20 protein-coding genes and 1 riboswitch are annotated in these 17,895 nt (G+C 42.3%); of the genes, 5 read left to right on the top strand and 15 right to left on the bottom strand.

Features of this window, described 5'->3' with window-relative positions; all coding sequences use genetic code 11:
* The first annotated feature begins 9 nt into the window (after positions 1-9).
* Positions 10-225, top strand: coding sequence for a ferredoxin (locus AEQ18_RS11375; protein ID WP_054116456.1), 216 nt, complete (start codon positions 10-12; stop codon positions 223-225).
* A 69-nt stretch (positions 226-294) separates the two neighbouring features.
* Here AEQ18_RS11375 and AEQ18_RS11370 read toward each other — a convergent pair whose 3' ends face one another.
* The 14 genes from AEQ18_RS11370 to tuf form a co-directional block, all read right to left on the bottom strand.
* Complete coding sequence (locus AEQ18_RS11370) at positions 295-888, bottom strand: ECF transporter S component (protein ID WP_082348656.1); 594 nt, start codon at positions 886-888, stop codon at positions 295-297.
* A gap of 153 nt (positions 889-1,041) precedes the next feature.
* Positions 1,042-1,165: riboswitch (FMN riboswitch) on the bottom strand.
* A 73-nt stretch (positions 1,166-1,238) separates the two neighbouring features.
* Positions 1,239-1,955: a pseudouridine synthase gene (locus AEQ18_RS11365; RefSeq protein ID WP_054116454.1), complete on the bottom strand. Its 717-nt coding sequence runs from the start codon at positions 1,953-1,955 to the stop codon at positions 1,239-1,241.
* Between the two features lie 2 nt (positions 1,956-1,957).
* Entirely contained in the window at positions 1,958-2,536 is a 579-nt protein-coding gene (scpB, locus tag AEQ18_RS11360; protein WP_054116453.1) for an SMC-Scp complex subunit ScpB, read from the bottom strand.
* Complete coding sequence (locus tag AEQ18_RS11355; protein ID WP_054116452.1) at positions 2,529-3,278, bottom strand: segregation/condensation protein A; 750 nt, start codon at positions 3,276-3,278, stop codon at positions 2,529-2,531. The genes scpB and AEQ18_RS11355 overlap by 8 nt, the downstream gene beginning before the upstream one ends.
* Before the next feature lie 15 nt (positions 3,279-3,293).
* Complete coding sequence (xerD, locus tag AEQ18_RS11350; protein ID WP_054116451.1) at positions 3,294-4,184, bottom strand: site-specific tyrosine recombinase XerD; 891 nt, start codon at positions 4,182-4,184, stop codon at positions 3,294-3,296.
* A gap of 188 nt (positions 4,185-4,372) precedes the next feature.
* Positions 4,373-4,822 carry a ferric iron uptake transcriptional regulator gene (gene fur / locus AEQ18_RS11345; protein WP_054116450.1) on the bottom strand — a complete coding sequence of 150 codons (450 nt, stop codon included), beginning with the start codon at positions 4,820-4,822 and terminating at the stop codon, positions 4,373-4,375.
* A gap of 108 nt (positions 4,823-4,930) precedes the next feature.
* The gene (locus AEQ18_RS11340) at positions 4,931-5,794 is read right to left on the bottom strand and encodes a CvfB family protein (protein ID WP_054116449.1); all 864 of its coding nucleotides are present in this window, start codon (positions 5,792-5,794) and stop codon (positions 4,931-4,933) included.
* A 31-nt stretch (positions 5,795-5,825) separates the two neighbouring features.
* On the bottom strand, positions 5,826-6,146 hold the full coding sequence (locus tag AEQ18_RS11335) for an AzlD domain-containing protein (RefSeq protein ID WP_054116448.1): 321 nt from the start codon (positions 6,144-6,146) through the stop codon (positions 5,826-5,828).
* Positions 6,139-6,846, bottom strand: coding sequence for an AzlC family ABC transporter permease (locus AEQ18_RS11330; protein WP_054116447.1), 708 nt, complete (start codon positions 6,844-6,846; stop codon positions 6,139-6,141). Before AEQ18_RS11330 ends, AEQ18_RS11335 begins: the two co-directional genes overlap by 8 nt.
* A 117-nt stretch (positions 6,847-6,963) precedes the next feature.
* Positions 6,964-8,790 (bottom strand): cell division site-positioning protein MapZ family protein, encoded by a 1,827-nt coding sequence (locus AEQ18_RS11325; protein ID WP_054116446.1) that lies wholly within the window; start codon positions 8,788-8,790, stop codon positions 6,964-6,966.
* Positions 8,791-8,991: 201 nt separating this feature from the next.
* Positions 8,992-10,098 carry an RNA polymerase sigma factor RpoD gene (rpoD, locus tag AEQ18_RS11320; protein ID WP_054116445.1) on the bottom strand — a complete coding sequence of 369 codons (1,107 nt, stop codon included), beginning with the start codon at positions 10,096-10,098 and terminating at the stop codon, positions 8,992-8,994.
* A 23-nt stretch (positions 10,099-10,121) separates the two neighbouring features.
* Positions 10,122-11,948, bottom strand: coding sequence for a DNA primase (dnaG, locus tag AEQ18_RS11315; RefSeq protein ID WP_054116444.1), 1,827 nt, complete (start codon positions 11,946-11,948; stop codon positions 10,122-10,124).
* Between the two features lie 159 nt (positions 11,949-12,107).
* Entirely contained in the window at positions 12,108-12,737 is a 630-nt protein-coding gene (locus AEQ18_RS11310; protein WP_082348655.1) for a lysozyme family protein, read from the bottom strand.
* Positions 12,738-12,945: 208 nt separating this feature from the next.
* Positions 12,946-14,133 (bottom strand): elongation factor Tu, encoded by a 1,188-nt coding sequence (gene tuf / locus AEQ18_RS11305; RefSeq protein ID WP_054116442.1) that lies wholly within the window; start codon positions 14,131-14,133, stop codon positions 12,946-12,948.
* Positions 14,134-14,365: 232 nt separating this feature from the next.
* On the opposite strand from tuf, the gene AEQ18_RS11300 reads away from it, so the two are divergent.
* Positions 14,366-14,722 (top strand): YxeA family protein, encoded by a 357-nt coding sequence (locus AEQ18_RS11300; protein ID WP_054116441.1) that lies wholly within the window; start codon positions 14,366-14,368, stop codon positions 14,720-14,722.
* 52 nt (positions 14,723-14,774) lie between these two features.
* Here AEQ18_RS11300 and AEQ18_RS11295 read toward each other — a convergent pair whose 3' ends face one another.
* Positions 14,775-15,779 (bottom strand): nucleoid-associated protein, encoded by a 1,005-nt coding sequence (locus AEQ18_RS11295; protein ID WP_054116440.1) that lies wholly within the window; start codon positions 15,777-15,779, stop codon positions 14,775-14,777.
* Positions 15,780-15,944: 165 nt separating this feature from the next.
* Between AEQ18_RS11295 and AEQ18_RS11290 the strand changes: the two genes are divergently transcribed.
* From AEQ18_RS11290 to AEQ18_RS11280, 3 genes are all read left to right on the top strand, one after another.
* Positions 15,945-16,784, top strand: coding sequence for an aldo/keto reductase (locus tag AEQ18_RS11290; protein WP_054116439.1), 840 nt, complete (start codon positions 15,945-15,947; stop codon positions 16,782-16,784).
* A 20-nt stretch (positions 16,785-16,804) separates the two neighbouring features.
* The gene (locus tag AEQ18_RS11285; RefSeq protein ID WP_054116438.1) at positions 16,805-17,086 is read left to right on the top strand and encodes a hypothetical protein; all 282 of its coding nucleotides are present in this window, start codon (positions 16,805-16,807) and stop codon (positions 17,084-17,086) included.
* A gap of 109 nt (positions 17,087-17,195) precedes the next feature.
* Complete coding sequence (locus tag AEQ18_RS11280; RefSeq protein WP_054116437.1) at positions 17,196-17,894, top strand: hypothetical protein; 699 nt, start codon at positions 17,196-17,198, stop codon at positions 17,892-17,894.
* Position 17,895: the final 1 nt, after the last annotated feature.

Genomic DNA, 17,895 nt, shown 5'->3' with positions numbered 1-17,895 from the left:
GAAAGTCTGATGTCACAACGTTGTAAAATCATCCCAGAACGGTGTATTGCTTGCGGTCTATGTGCCCTCTATGCACCAAACACCTTTGATTATGATGAAGACGGAATCGTCTTATTTATCCAAGAACCCAACGCTCGCCAACAGTTTATCATAGATGCTGAACAAGCAAAAGTCCAAACCGCCTATCGCAAATGTCCCACACGGGCGATTCTTTTAGAAAAATAAGCCATAAAAACCCGCAAAACATCGCTGTCAGCGACATTTTGCGGGTTGCTTTGTTTCATTGGATCGATATTATTTTCGAACAGTTGCATGATTGGGCTGTTTTCGAGCCAACCAAGGCAAGAGTTTGGCATGAAGGACCAAAAAGACCCCGCTGACGATCGCACCTTTGATGATATTGAAAGGAAAAATACCGATCGCAACATAACGTGCCAAAGACATCCCTAAGAACTGATCCGCATTCATCCCAAAGAAGTGCAAATATAAAGGGGTGATCACAAATAAATTAGCGATACTCATAAAGATAGCCAATGACAGGATCCCGCTTATGACACCTACTGTTTTATTTCTACGATGGATCCCTTTACGGAAAAAATAATACATCGGTAAGGTAAAGGCACAAGTAGCAAAGAAACTGGCTGTATCTCCTACTAAATCAGTTGGTGAGAATCCAGATAAAAACAAATGCAAAACTGAGCGCAATAGCGCTGTTAAAACACCACTAAATGGACCAAAAAGGAACATAATGATCATCACTGGGATGTCACTAAAATCGATTTTTAAAAAACTAAACGCTGGAAAGATCGGAAAAGCAATAAATTGCAATATCGTCCCCATTGCCGCACACATAGCGATTGTTACCATTCTTCTTGTCTTATTGTTCATCAATACAAAATCCTCCTAAGTTCAGGATTCCTCTTCAAACGAACCTATTAAATTTCCACTGGTATTTCTTGTCGGCGCCTGACAAAAAATGCCCTCTTTTTTCCGCAGGGAAAAAAGAGGGCATTCGAAATAACCATAGGCAAATCAAATACGCTCTATCTTCTTTATCCAGACTATACTGTCGGTATCGGAATTTCACCGATTCAGCTATTTCTAGGAAATAGGTCGTGGACTTTAACCACCGGTCGGGAATTACACCCTGCCCCTGAAGACGAACCTTTATTTTATGTTACACCAATCATTATACACAAAAAATATGATTTGACAAATTCTTTTGTTTCCAAAAAAGGTCATTTGATACTATTTTTCAGCTGGCTCACTTCTTTTTTTGACAATTCACGAAACTCGCCGGGTCTTAAACCTTCTAAAGTCAGTGGGCCATATAGTTCACGTTTCAATTTTTGCACTGGCAATCCAACAGCTTTCAACATATTCTTGACTTGATGGTTGCGCCCTTCATGGATCGTCAATTGCACAATGCTGGTTTGTGCAGTCATATCTGTCGAGAGAATATCAAAGCGTGCTGGCGCCGTTTTGCGCCCTTCGATACGGATACCTTTTGTTAAAGGCAGCAATTGTTTTTTATCTGCAACACCTTTCACTTTAGCCACATAGACTTTATCCACTTCATGTTTGGGGTGCATCAATGTTTGGGACAATTCACCATCATTGGTCAACAACAGTAGACCAGACGTATCGTAATCCAAACGCCCTACCGGATAGATACGGGCAGTCACACCTTCAAAATAATCTAGGACCACTTTTCGTTTTTTATCATCACTGACAGCGGAAATGACTCCCCGCGGTTTGTAAAAGACATAATACACATGTTGTTCTTGTTCAATTGGTACTCCGTCAACTTCTACAGTATCTTTGCTGCTGACTTGCACCCCTAATTCTTTGACTACCTGACCATTGACCCGAACACGGCCGGCGGTGATCAATCCTTCTGCTTTTCTTCTCGAGGTGATTCCTGCATGTGCAATCACTTTTTGCAAACGTTCCATCATCATTCTCCTTCTACTTGCTTGTATCGGTCATAAAAAAGATCAAAAGGCGCATCTTCTTCTAGTTCATCTTCCATTGATTGGATATCTGGCAACTCGGCCAAACTTTTCAAACCAAAATAATCCATAAAATAATCGGTGGTCCCATATAAAATCGCACGTCCTGGACCATCGACACGCCCTTTTTCTTCAATCAAACGCTTGGCAGTCAATTTTTGCACAGAACCGCTGGATTGGACCCCGCGAATCTCTTCGACTTCCATTCGCGTAATCGGCTGCTTATAGGCAATGATCGACAGTGTTTCCAACGCTGCTTGCGACAGCGAACTGCCTATTGGCGATTCCGCATATTTTTTGAGCAATGGGGCAAACACCTTTTTGGTAGATAGGATAAAATGATTGCCGACTTCTAAAATATGCAGTGCTGTCAGCTCATTTTCTTCATATCGCTGATTCAATTCTTGCAGTTGTTGATAGACATTGGCCGTATTGTCCTTGACGAGATAACTTAGCTCTTCAAGTCCGATGCCTTCGTCCCCAACAACAAATAATATGGCTTCGATCTCACTTAATTTATTCATTCACTGTACCTGTTGGGTAGAGCATGATCGACGAAAAATTGTCATCTTGTTCTACACGTATCGTTCCTTTTTTCATTAATTCCAACAATGCCATAAAGGTCACAACGACTTCACTTTTGATGTAGGAATCAAAAAATGAATCAAACGGACGGCCTTTTTTGGCACTAATATACTGCATTTCCATTTGGATTGCAGCCATTTTCTCATCAATCGTATTTTCATCCGGCGTGATCTTTGTTTCCAATACTTGCCGGTTTTTCTTTTTGGCGATCATTTTTTGAAAAGCCATGAACAAATCGATCGTATTGAATTGATTGGCTGTCAAATGGTCGTCTTGTGCTTTGTATGCATCGACATCCATTGGGTCCTTTGTATAATACAGACTGCGCTCTTTTGCTTTTTCTGACAGTTGTTCCGCAGCATATTTATACTTTCGATACTCCAATAATTGGGCCACCAGAACATCGCGGGGATCTTCTTCATATTCTTCGATCTCAACAGCTAGTTCTTGCTTCGGCAACAGCATTTGACTTTTGATCGCCATCAACGTAGCGGCCATGACTAAATACTCGCCTGCCACTTCTAACGCCAAAAATTTCATAGTATGGATATAAGCCATATACTGTTCGGTGATCGCTGCAATGGGAATATCATAGACATCGATCTCTAATTGTTTGATCAAGTGCAGCAGCAAATCCAGCGGTCCTTCAAAGACAGCCAACTTAATATTGATTTCTTCCATCTTTGTCCTCTTTTTCTATGCACGGGGAAAATGCTGTTTGTAAACTTCTGTCATTCGTTTCTTTGTGATATGGGTATAAATTTGGGTCGTTGAAATATCTGCATGGCCCAATAATTCTTGAACAGTCCGCAGATCGGCCCCATTTTCCAACAAGTGGGTAGCAAAACTATGCCGCAACGTGTGCGGTGTGACATTTTTGTTGATCCCGGCTTGACGAACAAGACTTTTGAGATTTTTCCAAATACCTTGCCGTGATAAGTGGCGGCCGTGATTATTGACAAACAAGTGCGGCTCATCGGTATTTTTTCGAGTCAAGTAAGGCCTAGCTTCGCTCAAATAGGTTTCGATCCATTGAATCGCCAAATCTCCCAATGGCACGATCCGTTCTTTATCGCCTTTACCAGTTGTTTGCAACAAGCCCATACTGAGGTGCAGATCATTCAATTTCAATCCAATCAATTCACTGACCCGCAAGCCGGTGGCATACATGACTTCCAAAATCGCACGATCCCGAATGCCCAAAACTTCCCGTGTATCTGGCGATTCGATCAAACGTTCTACTTCGTTCAAACTTAATGTATCTGGTAATTTTTGTTGTTTTTTTGGTGAATCAATATGCTGCATCGGATCATGGTCCGTCACTCTTTCTTGTCGCAAGTATTGATGAAACCGTCTTAAACTCGACACCATGCGAATGATTGTCGCGGATGACTTTCCAGCAACTTGCAAACTTTGTAAGAATGTTAAGACAACGACTCGATCCACTTGCTGCCAATCCCTCACCTGATGTGTCTTCAAAAATGCAGCGTACTGCATAAGATCCCGTTGATAGCTGACGCGAGTGTTTTGAGATAAGCCGCGTTCGATCGTTAAATAATGCAGATAATCTGTGATTTGTTCTTCCATCTCGCACCCCTTCGTTCAACTTTCTTATCATATCAAATTCTTGCCCGTTATGCTAGGTGATTGAGGCAATCCCAAGTGAAAAACAAAAAAACCAGAAACACAGGGAGAATCGTGCTTGCAGCAAATGATCATGCTGCAAAGATCCACCTATGTTCCGGTCACTAACTACCGTGATGCCCCTAAGGGAATTACTGTTTGTTCTGACAATTTTGGCAGACACCATGAAAAGTCAAACGATGGTCTTTGACCAAAAAATGATACTTCTGTTCAACGATTTCTTCTACACTGCCTAAAAGATCTTCTTCGACCTCTTCAATATTGCCGCACTCTAAGCACAGCAAGTGGTGATGAAAATGTTTGGCGCCTTCTTTACGCAGATCATAGCGTGCCACGCCATCATTGAAACTGACTTTATCAACAATCCGCAAATCGGTCAAAATTTCCAATGTTCGATAGACTGTCGCTAAGCCAATCTCAGCATTTTTTTTCCGAACAAAAAAGAAAATCTCTTCAGCGGATAAATGGTCTTTCTCATTTTCTAACAAAACCTGCAGTGTTGCTTCACGCTGCGGGGTCAATTTAAATCCTGATTCATGCAATTGTTTTTTGGTCTTTTTTAAAGCTGCTGTTGTATTCATGGCTGCCTCCACACGAAAATAATTTATAATTATTACAATCTAGGCAGAAACCACCTCGATGTTTATTGTAATCATTATAAATTAGAACGCGAAAAGATACAAGCATTCTCAATTAGGTTTTTTGATCAACTTTGTAACCCCATCTTTTTGTTCGATCAAACGTTGTTTGAAGAGATTGCCTATCGCACGTTTAAACTGACCTTTACTGATACCAAAAGTTTGTAAGATTTCTTCTGGTGTCGATTTATCTGTATATGGGATTTGATGATCTGCCGCTCGTTCTAGGAAAGTCAAAATCATGGCTGCATCATCTGATATAGCTTCATATGCCCGAGGCTTCAAGGATACATTCAACACACCATCTGGTCGCACACCAATCACACGTCCTTTGACCACTTCCCCTAAGCGAGGCTCTTGATACCGCTCTGACGGATGCACAAAGCCAACATGAAAGTCTTCCGTCAATAGATAACTGCCCGCCAATTTCAAACGATAGACCGTGCCAGTGATATCTTGATTTTTCATGGCTTCTGTGCCATTTTTGCTTAATGCTTTAAAGATTTTCTCGTCTGCTACTGTTGCCCAGATCCGTTCTTTCTCATCTACTCGAAGGCTGACCATCAAACGATCGCCTTTTTTGGGCCACAATTCCCGAATCGTTGGCAATTCATCTAAAGAAACCACCATATCTTTGTCTTTCAATCCGATATCAACGAAAACACCTAAATCCCGACGACTGCCCGTCACTGTACCAAAAGCATAATGCCCTTTACGGCTTTTCGGGATAATGGTCGTCAGTACATTTTCCTGTTTTTGGTTTTGATAACCAAAGCCTTCCACGGCTTCCCCTAAATGATGTTCGCCTTCTTCTTTTGCTAAGCGGAATGTCACACCGCTTTTTTGAACAAAATAATTTTGATCATTTTCATCGATGATCAGTCCGCTAAAAACGGACGCTAATAAATCTATCATGTGTTCCTCCTTCAATTAAATACAACGTTGGTCAAGGAAAGACCAACCGAATCAATGCCATGGTCACGATACCTGTCACAACGATTTTCATCAGATCTTTCGTATAATAGCCAACGACAAGTGCTGGCAAACAAGCAATCGTTTCTTTGATTTTCAACAACGGCAATTGTCCTTCTCGAAAAACCAATAGATTCTGCACAAGCAGCGCGGCCAAAATACACAAAGGCAAGTAGCTCAAAAATACCGTAAAAGTTTCAGGAAACGCCATTTTTTTAGAAAACATAAACGGCACTACCCTAGGTATCCAAGTGACGATGCCGCAAGCTATCATCAGTATAACAAATTCACCCATGATGTGTCACCGTCCCAACCAAACAACCGGCAAGTGTAGCAATGATCACTGCTACCTCGGCCGTAGTCCAAGCCATACAGACCACAAGTGTCCCTATGACGGTCGCCAGGATCATGAGGGTTTGTTTTGTTTTTTTCTTCAGCGGCCGCTCGACTTGAAATAAAAATAAACCGATAAACATAGCCACGAGGGCGAAGTCCAACCCTAGTAATTCTGGATCTGGAATAAATGAACCCAGCAATCCCCCTAGGAAAGTTGCCAAGATCCAACTCAAATATGCCATGACATTCAACCCATGGGTCCATTTGGCTGTCACTGGTTTATTTTGTTGCAGCGCAGTCGTCAACACACCGTATGATTCGTCTGTCAATAATGAGCCGATCCCGATTGCAGACAAAAAGGGTGTTTGCTTAAAATAAGGGGCAACCGATAGACTCATCAAGAAATGGCGCAAATTGACCAAAAAGACAGTTGCCACGATCGTGGTCATCGGGGCCTGGATGGCCAGAAGTGCACAAATAATAAACTGCGCACTGCCAGCATAAACAATAATGGACATGATAATAATTTCTGCAACCGATAACCCAATGCCTTTTCCTACGACACCCATCGCAAATCCAATACCTAAATAGCCTAGAATAGTTGGAATACACGCGATCACGCCGTCTTCAAAACGATCATACCTTTCTATTTTCTGCACACAAAAACCTCCTTGTTCGAACGATTATCTTCCATCATATCGAAATCAAGGAGGAGAAACAAGTGTTTTTCACATCTCTATGGTATCTCTAGATTGTCTGTTGCCGATCATTAGGCGTTAGCGAACAGTGTGGTCGTTCCCATTGCCTCTAAAGTACCCTGTTTTGGCATTCACGGTAAACAAGTACATTGGCAAGGCAGCGTCGCCTGTTCCTTTTAATAAACTGCCTTGGGCGTTGGTAGCATAGAAATTATAATACCCTTCGCCATCAACGATGCGTACGCGCTCAAACGTATACCCGCCTTCAACGACATAGCCTCGGGCGATGGCTGTTGCAATGATTTTTTCCTTCACGCCATCTCCCCAGTTCCATGCACTATTGTTGGTGTCTGCCAAATCACTTTGGCGTGCAGGAATGATCGGCTGGTTATTGGTATTTGTTGGTGTGTTCGGCGATAAAATATATTCTTCTTCAGAAGAACTTTGCGCAGTGCTGTTGCTTGCACTTTGGGCAGCTTCAGCGGCAGCGGCTTGTTCAGCAGCAGCTTTTTCTGCAGCGGCCTTCTCGGCAGTTTCTCTTTTGGTCAAACTGGTATCGACTGTCTTGAGCGCTTCAGACAAAGTCGTTACCTCTGATTCGATTGGCAGTGCTTGGACTTTCTTCACCAAATCATTGTAGTTCGATCGGGTCACACTGTCTGGTGCCTCACCGTCTTTGATCAATGCAGTCATGCTTTTGACTGCATTTTGAACTTCTTGTATTTCTTGGTACTGAGATTGTCCCATGGTGATTGCTTGATTGATCAATGTATCAAAATCATCATTTTCTGCTCTCTTACTCATTGAAACAGCTGTAGCTTCTTTGAGTGACACTTGATTCAATTGGTCCTCGACAACTGCTGGGTCTGTAAAGTAAGCATTGATCTCATCCAATGCAGCTATTTTATCTGAGAGCGCCGCAGCTTCTGCCGACAAGTCTTGGTAGCGATCACTTTCCTTGAACGCGTCTAATTGTTCCTGCAATGCTTCCACAGAATCTGCCGTCACATCGCTGTTCAAGTAAACGTGTGCTTGGCTTGTATACATATCGTTCAGGGCTGACTCAATTTGATCCAACTCAACTGTATCTTGTGCCGCTTTAGCTTCTTGGGCTTCTTGGGCTGCGGTTTGTTGTTGCTGATAATACAGCCAGCCACCGCCAGCAGCGATCAAACAAACAGCCGCGGCTAGATAAACGATTCTCTTTGATTTTTTCTTTGGGGCTGGTGATCCTTTCGTCGAGTTGCTGTCATTCGTTGCTTCTACTGCAGGGACTGATTGCTGAGGCACTGTTTCCTCTGTATCTATTCTCTGGGTTTCCGCAATCGGACTAGTTGGCTCTTGCACTTTTGCTTCGTTTTGTTTCTCTATTTCTGCTTCGGCATCAGGGGGCGTAAGCTGTTGTGCTGTTGTATCCTTCGTATCAGCGGGCACAACTTGATCCGCATCCTCTGCTTCCGCCGATTCTTCCAATTCCCCTTTGTGACGACGGATATAAGCAGACAAAATTTCGGCATCATGCGCGGCCAACATCTCTGCTGTTTGCTCGTCATCTGTTTCTCTCGTCACTGGGTCTGCTGTTTGTTTATGTGAAAATACCGACGTGTCCTCAGGGTCTTCATCGACAGCTTCATCTTTTGGCTGAAAACCAGTCACACGGGAGGTCGTTTTATTTTTTTCTTCTGGGTCACGGTGCGCTTCACCAAAGTGTTCTTCCATTTCACCGATCGACACGTGTTTATAATCTGACCAGCGAATATCATCATTTTCACGACCAAGTTGCTCATCCCCGATGGGTGCACCAGTGGACGGATCTTCTTTTTCTGCCCATTTAAAACCACAATTAGGACAAACTGGGGTTATTTCACTTGCTTTAAATCCACAATTAGGACATATCTTTTCCATATGGCTGTATTTGCTCCTTTTTACATCTGAATAAGGCGAAAAATTGAATTCACAAATTTAAATTTATCATATTCTGGTCCATTAGCCAACACTTGCTTGGTTACGTTTTTATTAAGTTATCTTACAAATGATCGGTTTTTTTATAACAAATAAAATCGGACTTTCCAAAGCATCGCTTTGAAAAGCCCGATCATTCTTGAATTATTCCAAGAAATCTTTCAATTGTTTTGAACGAGAAGGGTGGCGTAATTTCCGCAACGCTTTTGCTTCGATTTGTCGGATCCGCTCTCTAGTTACCCCAAAGACTTTACCTACTTCTTCCAATGTCCGTGTACGGCCATCATCGATCCCGAAACGTAAACGCAGTACGTTTTCTTCACGGTCAGTCAAGGTGTCAAGAACGTCTTCTAATTGTTCTTTCAACAATTCATAAGCCGCATGTTCAGCTGGACTTGTCGCATCTTGGTCTTCAATAAAATCGCCTAGATGTGAATCATCTTCTTCACCGATCGGTGTTTCCAATGAAACCGGCTCTTGTGCGATTTTAAGGATTTCCCGGACTTTTTCAGTTGGAAGATCCATTTCAGCACCAATTTCTTCTGGTGTAGGTTCTCTGCCTAGATCTTGCAGCAATTGACGTTGGATCCGAATCAATTTATTGATGGTTTCTACCATATGAACTGGAATACGAATCGTCCGTGCTTGGTCAGCGATCGCGCGAGTGATTGCTTGACGGATCCACCAAGTGGCATAGGTCGAGAATTTGAATCCTTTGCGGTAATCAAATTTTTCTACAGCTTTCATCAAGCCCATATTGCCTTCTTGGATCAAATCTAGAAATTGCATGCCCCGACCAACATAACGTTTGGCAATACTGACAACCAAACGCAAGTTCGCTTCTGCTAAGCGTTGTTTGGCTTCTTGGTCGCCTTCTTCGATTTTAAGCGCTAAAGCAACTTCCTCTTCCGCAGTCAGTAATGGCACACGGCCAATTTCTTTCAGATACATCCGGACTGGATCATTGATTTTGACACCTGTTGGCGCAGATAAATCTTCTTGAGGTTGGGTATCTTGTCTTTTTTCATTGCTCTTTAAGCTATGAACAGACGGTTCGCCATTTTCATCAACCACACTGATACCAGAATCTTCTAGCTTTTGGATCAATTTGTCCATTGCCTCGGCATCTAAGGTATAAGGTGTCGCCAAACGATTAGAAATATCGTCATATACCACTTGTCCTTTGGTTTTGTTTTCTCGGATGTAATCGGCAACTGCTTTGTCGTACGTTTTTTTTGTTTCTTCTGCCATGAAAGAAAGCCCCTTTCAGTTCGCTATTTAGCTTGTTTCAATCGTTTGGTCAATTCGATGATCTCAATTGCAAGTTCAAGTTCCAATTGCTGGTTTCCTTTTTGCCGGGCCTCTTGCTGCTGGATTCTTTTTTGGTTGATTTCTTCAGCAATACCCGATTTTTGGAAGACCTGCAGAATGTCCTGAAATTCCTGTTCAGTGCCTTCATCAGAAACTTTCAAATCGGCAATCTCGATCACCATGTTTTTCATTGTTGTTTCTTGTAAAAAATCTAAGAACTTTGCCAAGACAAATTGTTCTTCTGTTTCCATAAATGCATCATATAATAGATACAATTGTTGGTATCGATCATGGATAAAGGAAATACCCGTCCTGCGAAACCGGTGGTTCAAGGTTTCATCGTGAAACAAACGATAAAGCAGCAATTCTTGTGCTTTTTCCACTTGTGTTTTGACTTGTTGCCGTACGGGTGGTTGAAAGACCATTGTATCCGCAGGCGGCGGTTGGACTTGTTGGACGGGCTGTGATTTGCGGGATTGCCGCAATTGTTGCTGCAGCGTTTCACGACTAATATGAAATTCTGTCGACAACTGCGTCAAGTACCGATCTTGTTCTAATAAGGAATCGACTTTCTGCAACTCTTGCAGCACGACCTGTACATAGTCCAATTGTTCTTTTTCATTCGCTAAATTCCGGTTGATCCGATGATAATCCATTTTAAAGGCAAAAACCGTTTCCTTGCCATGGTTCGCCAATTTAAAGAATGCTTCAGGACCGTATTTTCTCAGATACTCGTCAGGATCTAATCGCTCCGGTACACGAACGATCGACATCCGCAAACGGCTATTGCTTTGCAACAGGTCAATGCCTCGGTTAGTGGCTTCGATACCTGCTTGGTCTCCGTCGTAACACAAGACAACTTCTTCAGCTGCCCGTTCGATCGCTGCGATCTGCTGATTTGTCAAGCTGGTACCCATTGAAGCAATCCCATTTTCGATCCCTGCCTGCCATGCGGCGATCACGTCCATGAATCCTTCAAATAGAAAGACTTGCCCGTCTTTTCTCATCACGCGTCGCGCCTTATCAAAGTTGAATAAAACCTCTCGCTTATTGAAAAGCGGCGTTTCCGGACTATTCAAATACTTGGGTTGATCTTGCTCTCCTACCGCTTCACTGGCTAACCACCGCCCGGAAAAACCAATGGTCTTCCCTTGCGGGTTGCGAATCGGAAACATGATCCTTTGATAAAAACGATCCGCTAGCGAACCATCATTTCGCTGGACGAACAATCCAGTATCAGGAAAAAATTCAGCATTGGCCTTTTCGTTTAGAAAGACTTTTTCTAGAAAAGCCCGCTCATTTGGTGCAAAACCGATCTCAAAGGTGTCGATCAGCTCCATCGTCAAGCCTCGATTTAACAAATAATCCAACGCTTCTTGGCCTGCAGCTGTGTTGACGAGCATGTGATGATAGACTTCAACAGCTTTCTCGTGCAAAGCAATCAATTGGCTTGTTTGCGAGCTGTTGCCATCCACCTCTTCTGCTTGTACATAAGACGGATCCAAAGGGATATCATTGAGAGCAGCCGTCTTCACGACTGCTTCCGGAAAACTGATCCCTTCTAATTCTTGCAAGAAACCAAAGATATTCCCACCACGCCCGCAACCAAAACAATGAAAAATCTGTTTGTCTTCTGCAACAGAAAACGAAGGCGATTTTTCATTATGAAAAGGACACAAGCCGAAGTAGTTTTTGCCTGATTTTTTTAATTGTACATACTGACCAACGACATCAACGATGTTGCTGCGTTCACGAATATCATCGATCACAGTTTGAGGAATTCTTGCCATCCACTCACCTCCAAATTGGTAAGCATCCATATATCACTAGGTAAAAAATCGCACCAATTGACATTAGTGCGATAAATAATTAGACGGAATCACTCATAATGAGTGTACCATATCCAGTTTAAATTTCAAGTATTTTCACTTTATTTTCATTCAGTCTGCTCAATCAAAGAAACGCGCAGTTGCTGTGACTTTCCATTGATTCATCTTGACTAGATCGGCATAAAATAAATTCCCGCCATTATGGTACAAATAACCGCCATTATAAAAGAAAGACTGAATTCCCCAGTAGCGATACATTTCTTGGTCATCGTTGCCTAACAGCGGCGACAACACTTCTTTCGAATAGGACTCAGCTAACTCCAATGTATTTTGACCGCCATTTTCAGCAACATAATCGATATAATCTGTGCCAAAATTATACGCTTGGACAGCTGTCCACAAATCACAGCCTTGCTGCTCTGCTTTATCTATCAACTCTGCCAAGTAGGCAACACCTTGCGCAATACTTTCTTCAGGTGAATCAAATTGATTTTGCTGCCCATACACACTCTCCGAGCTTTGCATGGGATCATCGCCTTGTCCTTTTGATTCAGTCAGCATGATCGCCAATGCCAAAGAACTGTATTCAGATATGTCATTGTCAGCTGCTTCTTGTGTAATCAGTGCTTCATACGTATAGACCTGCTTTAATGCTGTGTAGTTGCGATAGCCCCAAAACAAGGCAGCACATACCACTAAAAGTAAGATCCCTGCCAGCATCACTTTAAGGAAACGTCGAATTTTTTTCATCAAATACATCCTATCTTTTTGTGATTCAGCATCTATCGTACTATGAATTTTTATAAGTGACTAGCACTTTTTATTCTGCCAAAAATACTTAATAAAATCACAAGATTATTTAGAAAAAAACAAGACAGTGTTTGTCTATATTCGTTTGAGAAAACTGCTGCAATCAAAAACAGTGCTCCCGAAATTCCGGAAACACTGATAAAAAAACTTATTTTTCGATCGCAGTTACGATACCAGAACCGACTGTTCGGCCACCTTCGCGAATCGAAAAGGTCGTGCCGTTTTCAACAGCAATCGGATGGATCAATGCCACATCGATCGTCACGTTATCTCCCGGCATCACCATTTCTGTTCCTTCAGGCAATGTAATATTGCCAGTCACATCAGTCGTACGGAAATAAAATTGTGGGCGGTAATTATTGAAGAACGGCGTATGACGGCCACCTTCTTCTTTCGTCAATACATAGACTTCCGCTTGGAATGTCGTATGAGGCGTGATCGACCCTGGTTTTGCCAAGACTTGTCCTCGTTCGATCTCATCCCGCGTGATCCCCCGCAACAATACACCTACATTGTCACCAGCTTCTCCAAAATCCATTGTTTTACGGAACATTTCCACACCAGTCACAATCGCTTTATGGGTTTCTGGTTTAATTCCAACGATTTCAACTTCATCGCCGACTTTGACCATACCTCGATCAATACGTCCAGAAGCCACAGTCCCACGACCGGTAATCGAAAAGACATCTTCGATTGGCAAAAGCAACGGTTTGTCTGTATCCCGTTCAGGTGTTGGAATATAGTCATCAACTGTATCCATCAACGTAAGAATCGCTTGTTCTGCTTCGGCATCTCCTTGCAGCGCCTTTAAAGCCGAGCCTTTGATCACTGGTATATCGTCACCTGGAAAATCATATTCATTCAGTAATTCTCGAACTTCCATTTCCACAAGATCAATCAATTCGTCGTCATCGACCAAATCGATTTTATTTAAGAAAACGATCAAATGTTTGACACCCACTTGTCGTGACAATAAAATATGTTCTCTCGTTTGCGGCATAGGCCCGTCTGTCGCGGAGACTACCAAGATGGCGCCGTCCATTTGCGCAGCACCCGTGATCATATTTTTGACATAATCCGCATGTCCTGGCGCATCGATATGGGCATAGTGCCGTTTTTCCGTTTCATACTCTACATGCGCCGTGTTGATCGTAATGCCACGTTCTCGTTCCTCTGGGGCCGCATCGATACTTGCATAATCTTGCGGATTGGCAAGTCCTTTCTTCCCCAGCACCGTAGTGATTGCAGCTGTCAATGTCGTTTTTCCGTGATCGACGTGGCCAATCGTGCCGATATTGACATGTGGTTTGGACCGATCATAATGTTGTTTTGCCATAATTTCCCCTCCTAGAGAAATGAGTCCCATTGACTCGATTCAAATGATTGTGCTTCATCAAAAGCCGTTTACTTATCTTTTGTAAGTTTGAAGCTATCTCCATTATAGGTCAAAATTAGTCAAAGTCAAGAAAGACGCATCATAGGCTAAACCCTAAGTTTTTCTTTTGTTTTTCTTAAAGATTGGACGTATTGATCCTCCTAATGAATAATAGATAATGAGGTGAATTTCGTTGAAAAAAATATTAGCCAGCATATTGGTCGTTGCCATCTTCATTGGCGGCTCTCTATTCACGTACCACTATTATTATGGCGGCACCGCCTACTATACGCAGATCACATCAAGTGGAGAACACGATACGGATATCTCTGATGACGGTGTTGTCAATGACATCTATCGCTATGAACAAACGGCTTATAATGATGATGGTGAAAAGAAAGTCGTTGAGATGGCGGAATATCGGTCCACCCCTTTGAAAGAAGGCGCCTATTTAAAACTGATCGTTAATCCCAATAAAGGTGTTATGCGCTGGGAAGAAGTGACAGCTGAGGAAGTACCGCAAAAAGCCTTGACGAACATCACAGAGTAAGACAAAAACTGCGTTTAGACCAACTATTGAATGGCCTAAACGCAGTTTTTTTTTACATACGGTTAATCACTTCTTCGACATTTTTGATGGTGACTGAAATCGTCCCATCTGGATTGTTGATAAATTCAATCAAATTGGGATCACGGTAAACATCTAACGGCACGATCAATTCAATTCCATTGGATAATTTCAATTTTTGTTTGCCGAACTTTTTCTCAGAAATCTCTCGGACATCTCTTAACATCGGTGCTTGATCGACAAATCCTTTTTCTGTGACTTCTTCCTTAAAGCTCATTTGGGCCGTGATATTATCTTTAAACACTTTCTCAGCGATTTCTTGCACATCGATATGGCCTGATTCTTCAATCGTATCATAGACTGCTTCTTTTAAATCAGCGACGACATGGTAAGACGGGGTCTCAAATTTTTGGCCAATCTTTTCAGCAACTTTTTTGATGACTTTGACATTTTCTTCTAAAGACGGCAAGGGTTCTGCTTCAATGACTTTTGTTGAAAAATACCATTGCTTTTCCCCAGAAAAACTATATTTTTTCTCAATCAACTCAAAGGTCAAGTTATGAACATCGATCGTGATCCCCTCATCGGCTTTTTGGGTTTTCCCTGCCAAAATTGCCCGATGAAGAATCAATGTATTTTCGATCCCCGCTTCTCCATTGTCGATAAAATGGGTATAGCCATCTTGGTAATTGACTTTCAAAAATGCAACTTGCATCTGGGTATCTAATTCATACAGCACCACGAATGCATCGCAACTCGGCGCATCTTCGCTTTCTTTGTATGCGTCATACCAGCGTTGCACGATTCCTTCACTAGCAGCAGCGAAATTGGCTTCTGCTGATTTGACCAACTCAGCGATTGCTGATGTTTCAACCAATTTTCCTGTCTTTGTTTGCGGGTTAGCTAATTTCTGAATTTTTTTGGTCAAATAATCTCGTACGTATTCAGTGGTCAAATCTAACTCGACTTGAGAAAAAACCGGATCGCCTGTTTGCCGATCGACAATATGTAAAATTGCATGCTTTAAGTATATATCCATTATTATCGCTCCTTATCCATTTGTCTAGTGTACAAAAAAAAGTGCGGCACTGACAAGTAAATCTGTAAAATAAATCAAGAGCTGCTTGGAAATCAAGGTTGCTTCCGTTGGAAAATGACGATACCTCTGCTACACTTAAGATACCAACAAATAGGAGGAGAAAAGATGAACAATTACACATTATCAAACAATGTCACTATTCCGGAACTAGGATTTGGCACTTGGCAGACACCTAATGGCGAGGTGGCCGTCGATTCTGTCAAAAAAGCCCTTGCAGCAGGGTATCGTCATATTGACACCGCACAAGGCTACAAAAATGAAGCCAGCGTTGGTCAAGCCATCAAAGAAAGCGGCATTCCTCGAGAAGAGATTTTTTTGACAACCAAATTGTGGAATGGCAATCATTCCTATGATTTGGTGATGTCTTCCTTTGCGGAATCTTTGGAAAAACTGCAAACAGACTATGTTGATCTATTCTTGATCCATTGGCCAAACCCAGTCGCCTTTCGCGAAAACTGGCAAACAGCCAATGCTGAATCATGGCGTGCTTTTGAAGAGTTATACGAAGCAGGCAAAATCAAAGCGATCGGTGTCAGCAATTTCTTGCCCCACCATTTAGAAGAATTGAAAAAAACCGCCACCGTTTTTCCAATGGTCAACCAAATTTTCTTAGCACCAGGTGAATTACAGCCGGAGGTTGTCCAATACTGCCAAGCGCATGATATTTTATTGGAAGCTTACAGCCCACTAGGTACTGGAAAAATTTTTGATGTACCGGAAATGAAAGAACTAGCGGCAAAATATAACAAAACGATTGCCCAAATTGCTTTACGCTGGTCTTTGCAGCACGGTTTCTTGCCTTTACCAAAATCAGTCACACCTAGTCGGATCGAAGAAAACTTAGCTGTTTTTGATTTTGAACTATCTCCAGAAGATCTGCAGACCATCGATCAACTCGATGGCGTTGTCGGCAAAGCATCCAATCCAGATACCACAGGGTTCTAAAAGAAAGAGAAGGAGCACTTATGGCGAGACGCGATTTAGATACATTACCGCAAGCTGTGAAACAAGCCTTTCATCCAGATTTTGTTTTCTTGATCTATCCAGACAAGCTGCAGCATTTTCCTGCGCGGCAATGGACTGAAAAGGAGTATCAGCACATGCTGCAAGAACAATTGGGTGCCAATCCTTCTTACTTTGTTTGGCAAGGGATGTTGGTGGCTCAAGGCACAACAGATTTATTGGTGTTGATGCCAAAATATCAGCATACCGACACTTTCAGCAAAACACCTCATCAGCTTGACTGACGAGGTGTTTTTTCACCGATAAAGTAAAGTTTTTTGATTTTTTCATGATAATCTCTGTTCATTTGCATCAATTTTCCTTATAATCGATAGTGATCGAGAGGAGAAGATTATGAAAAAGAAACAATTAGCTAAATTGAAACAACAATTCCGCCCTTCTTATGAAACGGCGCGTCAGCAGCTATTTGCTGCTATCGAAAGCAAAACGGCTGCCAATCATGACTTGCCAACAACTGTTTATATCAATCCAAAAAATCAAGACGAATTATTGATTGAGTTGTTGAAAGACACCACGAAAGAGCAAAAAATCGCTGTACCTTTAGATGAAAATTTCAAAATCGTAGTCAAACGAATCCAACGCCAAGAAGCTGGTCTATTGGATCGTTTTAGTGATAACTTAGTTGACGAAATTGCCGCTTACTGGGTGCCAGCTGCTGCGCAACCTGCTGATGACACTGACACGACACAAGAAAAGCACGTATCAGAAGCGAAAACAACTGAACCTGTCATGGATGCGTCCTCCACAGCAAGTCAAGGGTTAGACCCGCAACAATCTGCATCCGCCGGCCTGACATTTGCTGATTTTTCAGAAAAAATTGCTGCCTTTCCTAAATTCAGTGTGGAAAAAACCAATGGTGAAGCCACCGTTGTGGAAGCAACCCCTAAAGAACAACGTATTTTAGCCACGATTTCCGAAGACGCACCAGGTCAATTTGAGATCCTGCCTGCTTTGGAACGCAAATATAAAATCAAATTAGATGTGATTCCTTTGATTGAAGCATACGCAGCTACTGCACTCGATCAACGTTAAT

It is taken from the genome of Enterococcus sp. RIT-PI-f (assembly GCF_001297065.1).
Lineage (GTDB): Bacteria > Bacillota > Bacilli > Lactobacillales > Enterococcaceae > Enterococcus_D.
Note: the sequence above shows the minus strand (reverse complement) of the source record. Positions and strands in the feature narration are given on the sequence as shown.

Excerpts from the sequence above, each read along its gene's own strand:
- AEQ18_RS11325 (WP_054116446.1), bottom strand. The coding sequence starts at position 8,790 with ATGGAAAAGATATGTCCTAATTGTGGATTTAAAGCAAGTGAAATAACC.
- tuf (WP_054116442.1), bottom strand. The coding sequence starts at position 14,133 with ATGGCAAAACAACATTATGATCGGTCCAAACCACATGTCAATATCGGC.
- xerD (WP_054116451.1), bottom strand. The coding sequence starts at position 4,184 with ATGGAAGAACAAATCACAGATTATCTGCATTATTTAACGATCGAACGC.
- AEQ18_RS11335 (WP_054116448.1), bottom strand. The coding sequence starts at position 6,146 with ATGGGTGAATTTGTTATACTGATGATAGCTTGCGGCATCGTCACTTGG.
- scpB (WP_054116453.1), bottom strand. The coding sequence starts at position 2,536 with ATGAATAAATTAAGTGAGATCGAAGCCATATTATTTGTTGTTGGGGAC.
- AEQ18_RS11310 (WP_082348655.1), bottom strand. The coding sequence starts at position 12,737 with ATGAAAAAAATTCGACGTTTCCTTAAAGTGATGCTGGCAGGGATCTTA.
- fur (WP_054116450.1), bottom strand. The coding sequence starts at position 4,822 with ATGAATACAACAGCAGCTTTAAAAAAGACCAAAAAACAATTGCATGAA.
- AEQ18_RS11365 (WP_054116454.1), bottom strand. The coding sequence starts at position 1,955 with ATGGAACGTTTGCAAAAAGTGATTGCACATGCAGGAATCACCTCGAGA.
- AEQ18_RS11295 (WP_054116440.1), bottom strand. The coding sequence starts at position 15,779 with ATGGATATATACTTAAAGCATGCAATTTTACATATTGTCGATCGGCAA.
- AEQ18_RS11290 (WP_054116439.1), top strand. The coding sequence starts at position 15,945 with ATGAACAATTACACATTATCAAACAATGTCACTATTCCGGAACTAGGA.
- AEQ18_RS11355 (WP_054116452.1), bottom strand. The coding sequence starts at position 3,278 with ATGGAAGAAATCAATATTAAGTTGGCTGTCTTTGAAGGACCGCTGGAT.
- AEQ18_RS11370 (WP_082348656.1), bottom strand. The coding sequence starts at position 888 with ATGAACAATAAGACAAGAAGAATGGTAACAATCGCTATGTGTGCGGCA.
- AEQ18_RS11375 (WP_054116456.1), top strand. The coding sequence starts at position 10 with ATGTCACAACGTTGTAAAATCATCCCAGAACGGTGTATTGCTTGCGGT.
- dnaG (WP_054116444.1), bottom strand. The coding sequence starts at position 11,948 with ATGGCAAGAATTCCTCAAACTGTGATCGATGATATTCGTGAACGCAGC.
- AEQ18_RS11340 (WP_054116449.1), bottom strand. The coding sequence starts at position 5,794 with ATGATAGATTTATTAGCGTCCGTTTTTAGCGGACTGATCATCGATGAA.
- AEQ18_RS11285 (WP_054116438.1), top strand. The coding sequence starts at position 16,805 with ATGGCGAGACGCGATTTAGATACATTACCGCAAGCTGTGAAACAAGCC.
- rpoD (WP_054116445.1), bottom strand. The coding sequence starts at position 10,098 with ATGGCAGAAGAAACAAAAAAAACGTACGACAAAGCAGTTGCCGATTAC.
- AEQ18_RS11280 (WP_054116437.1), top strand. The coding sequence starts at position 17,196 with ATGAAAAAGAAACAATTAGCTAAATTGAAACAACAATTCCGCCCTTCT.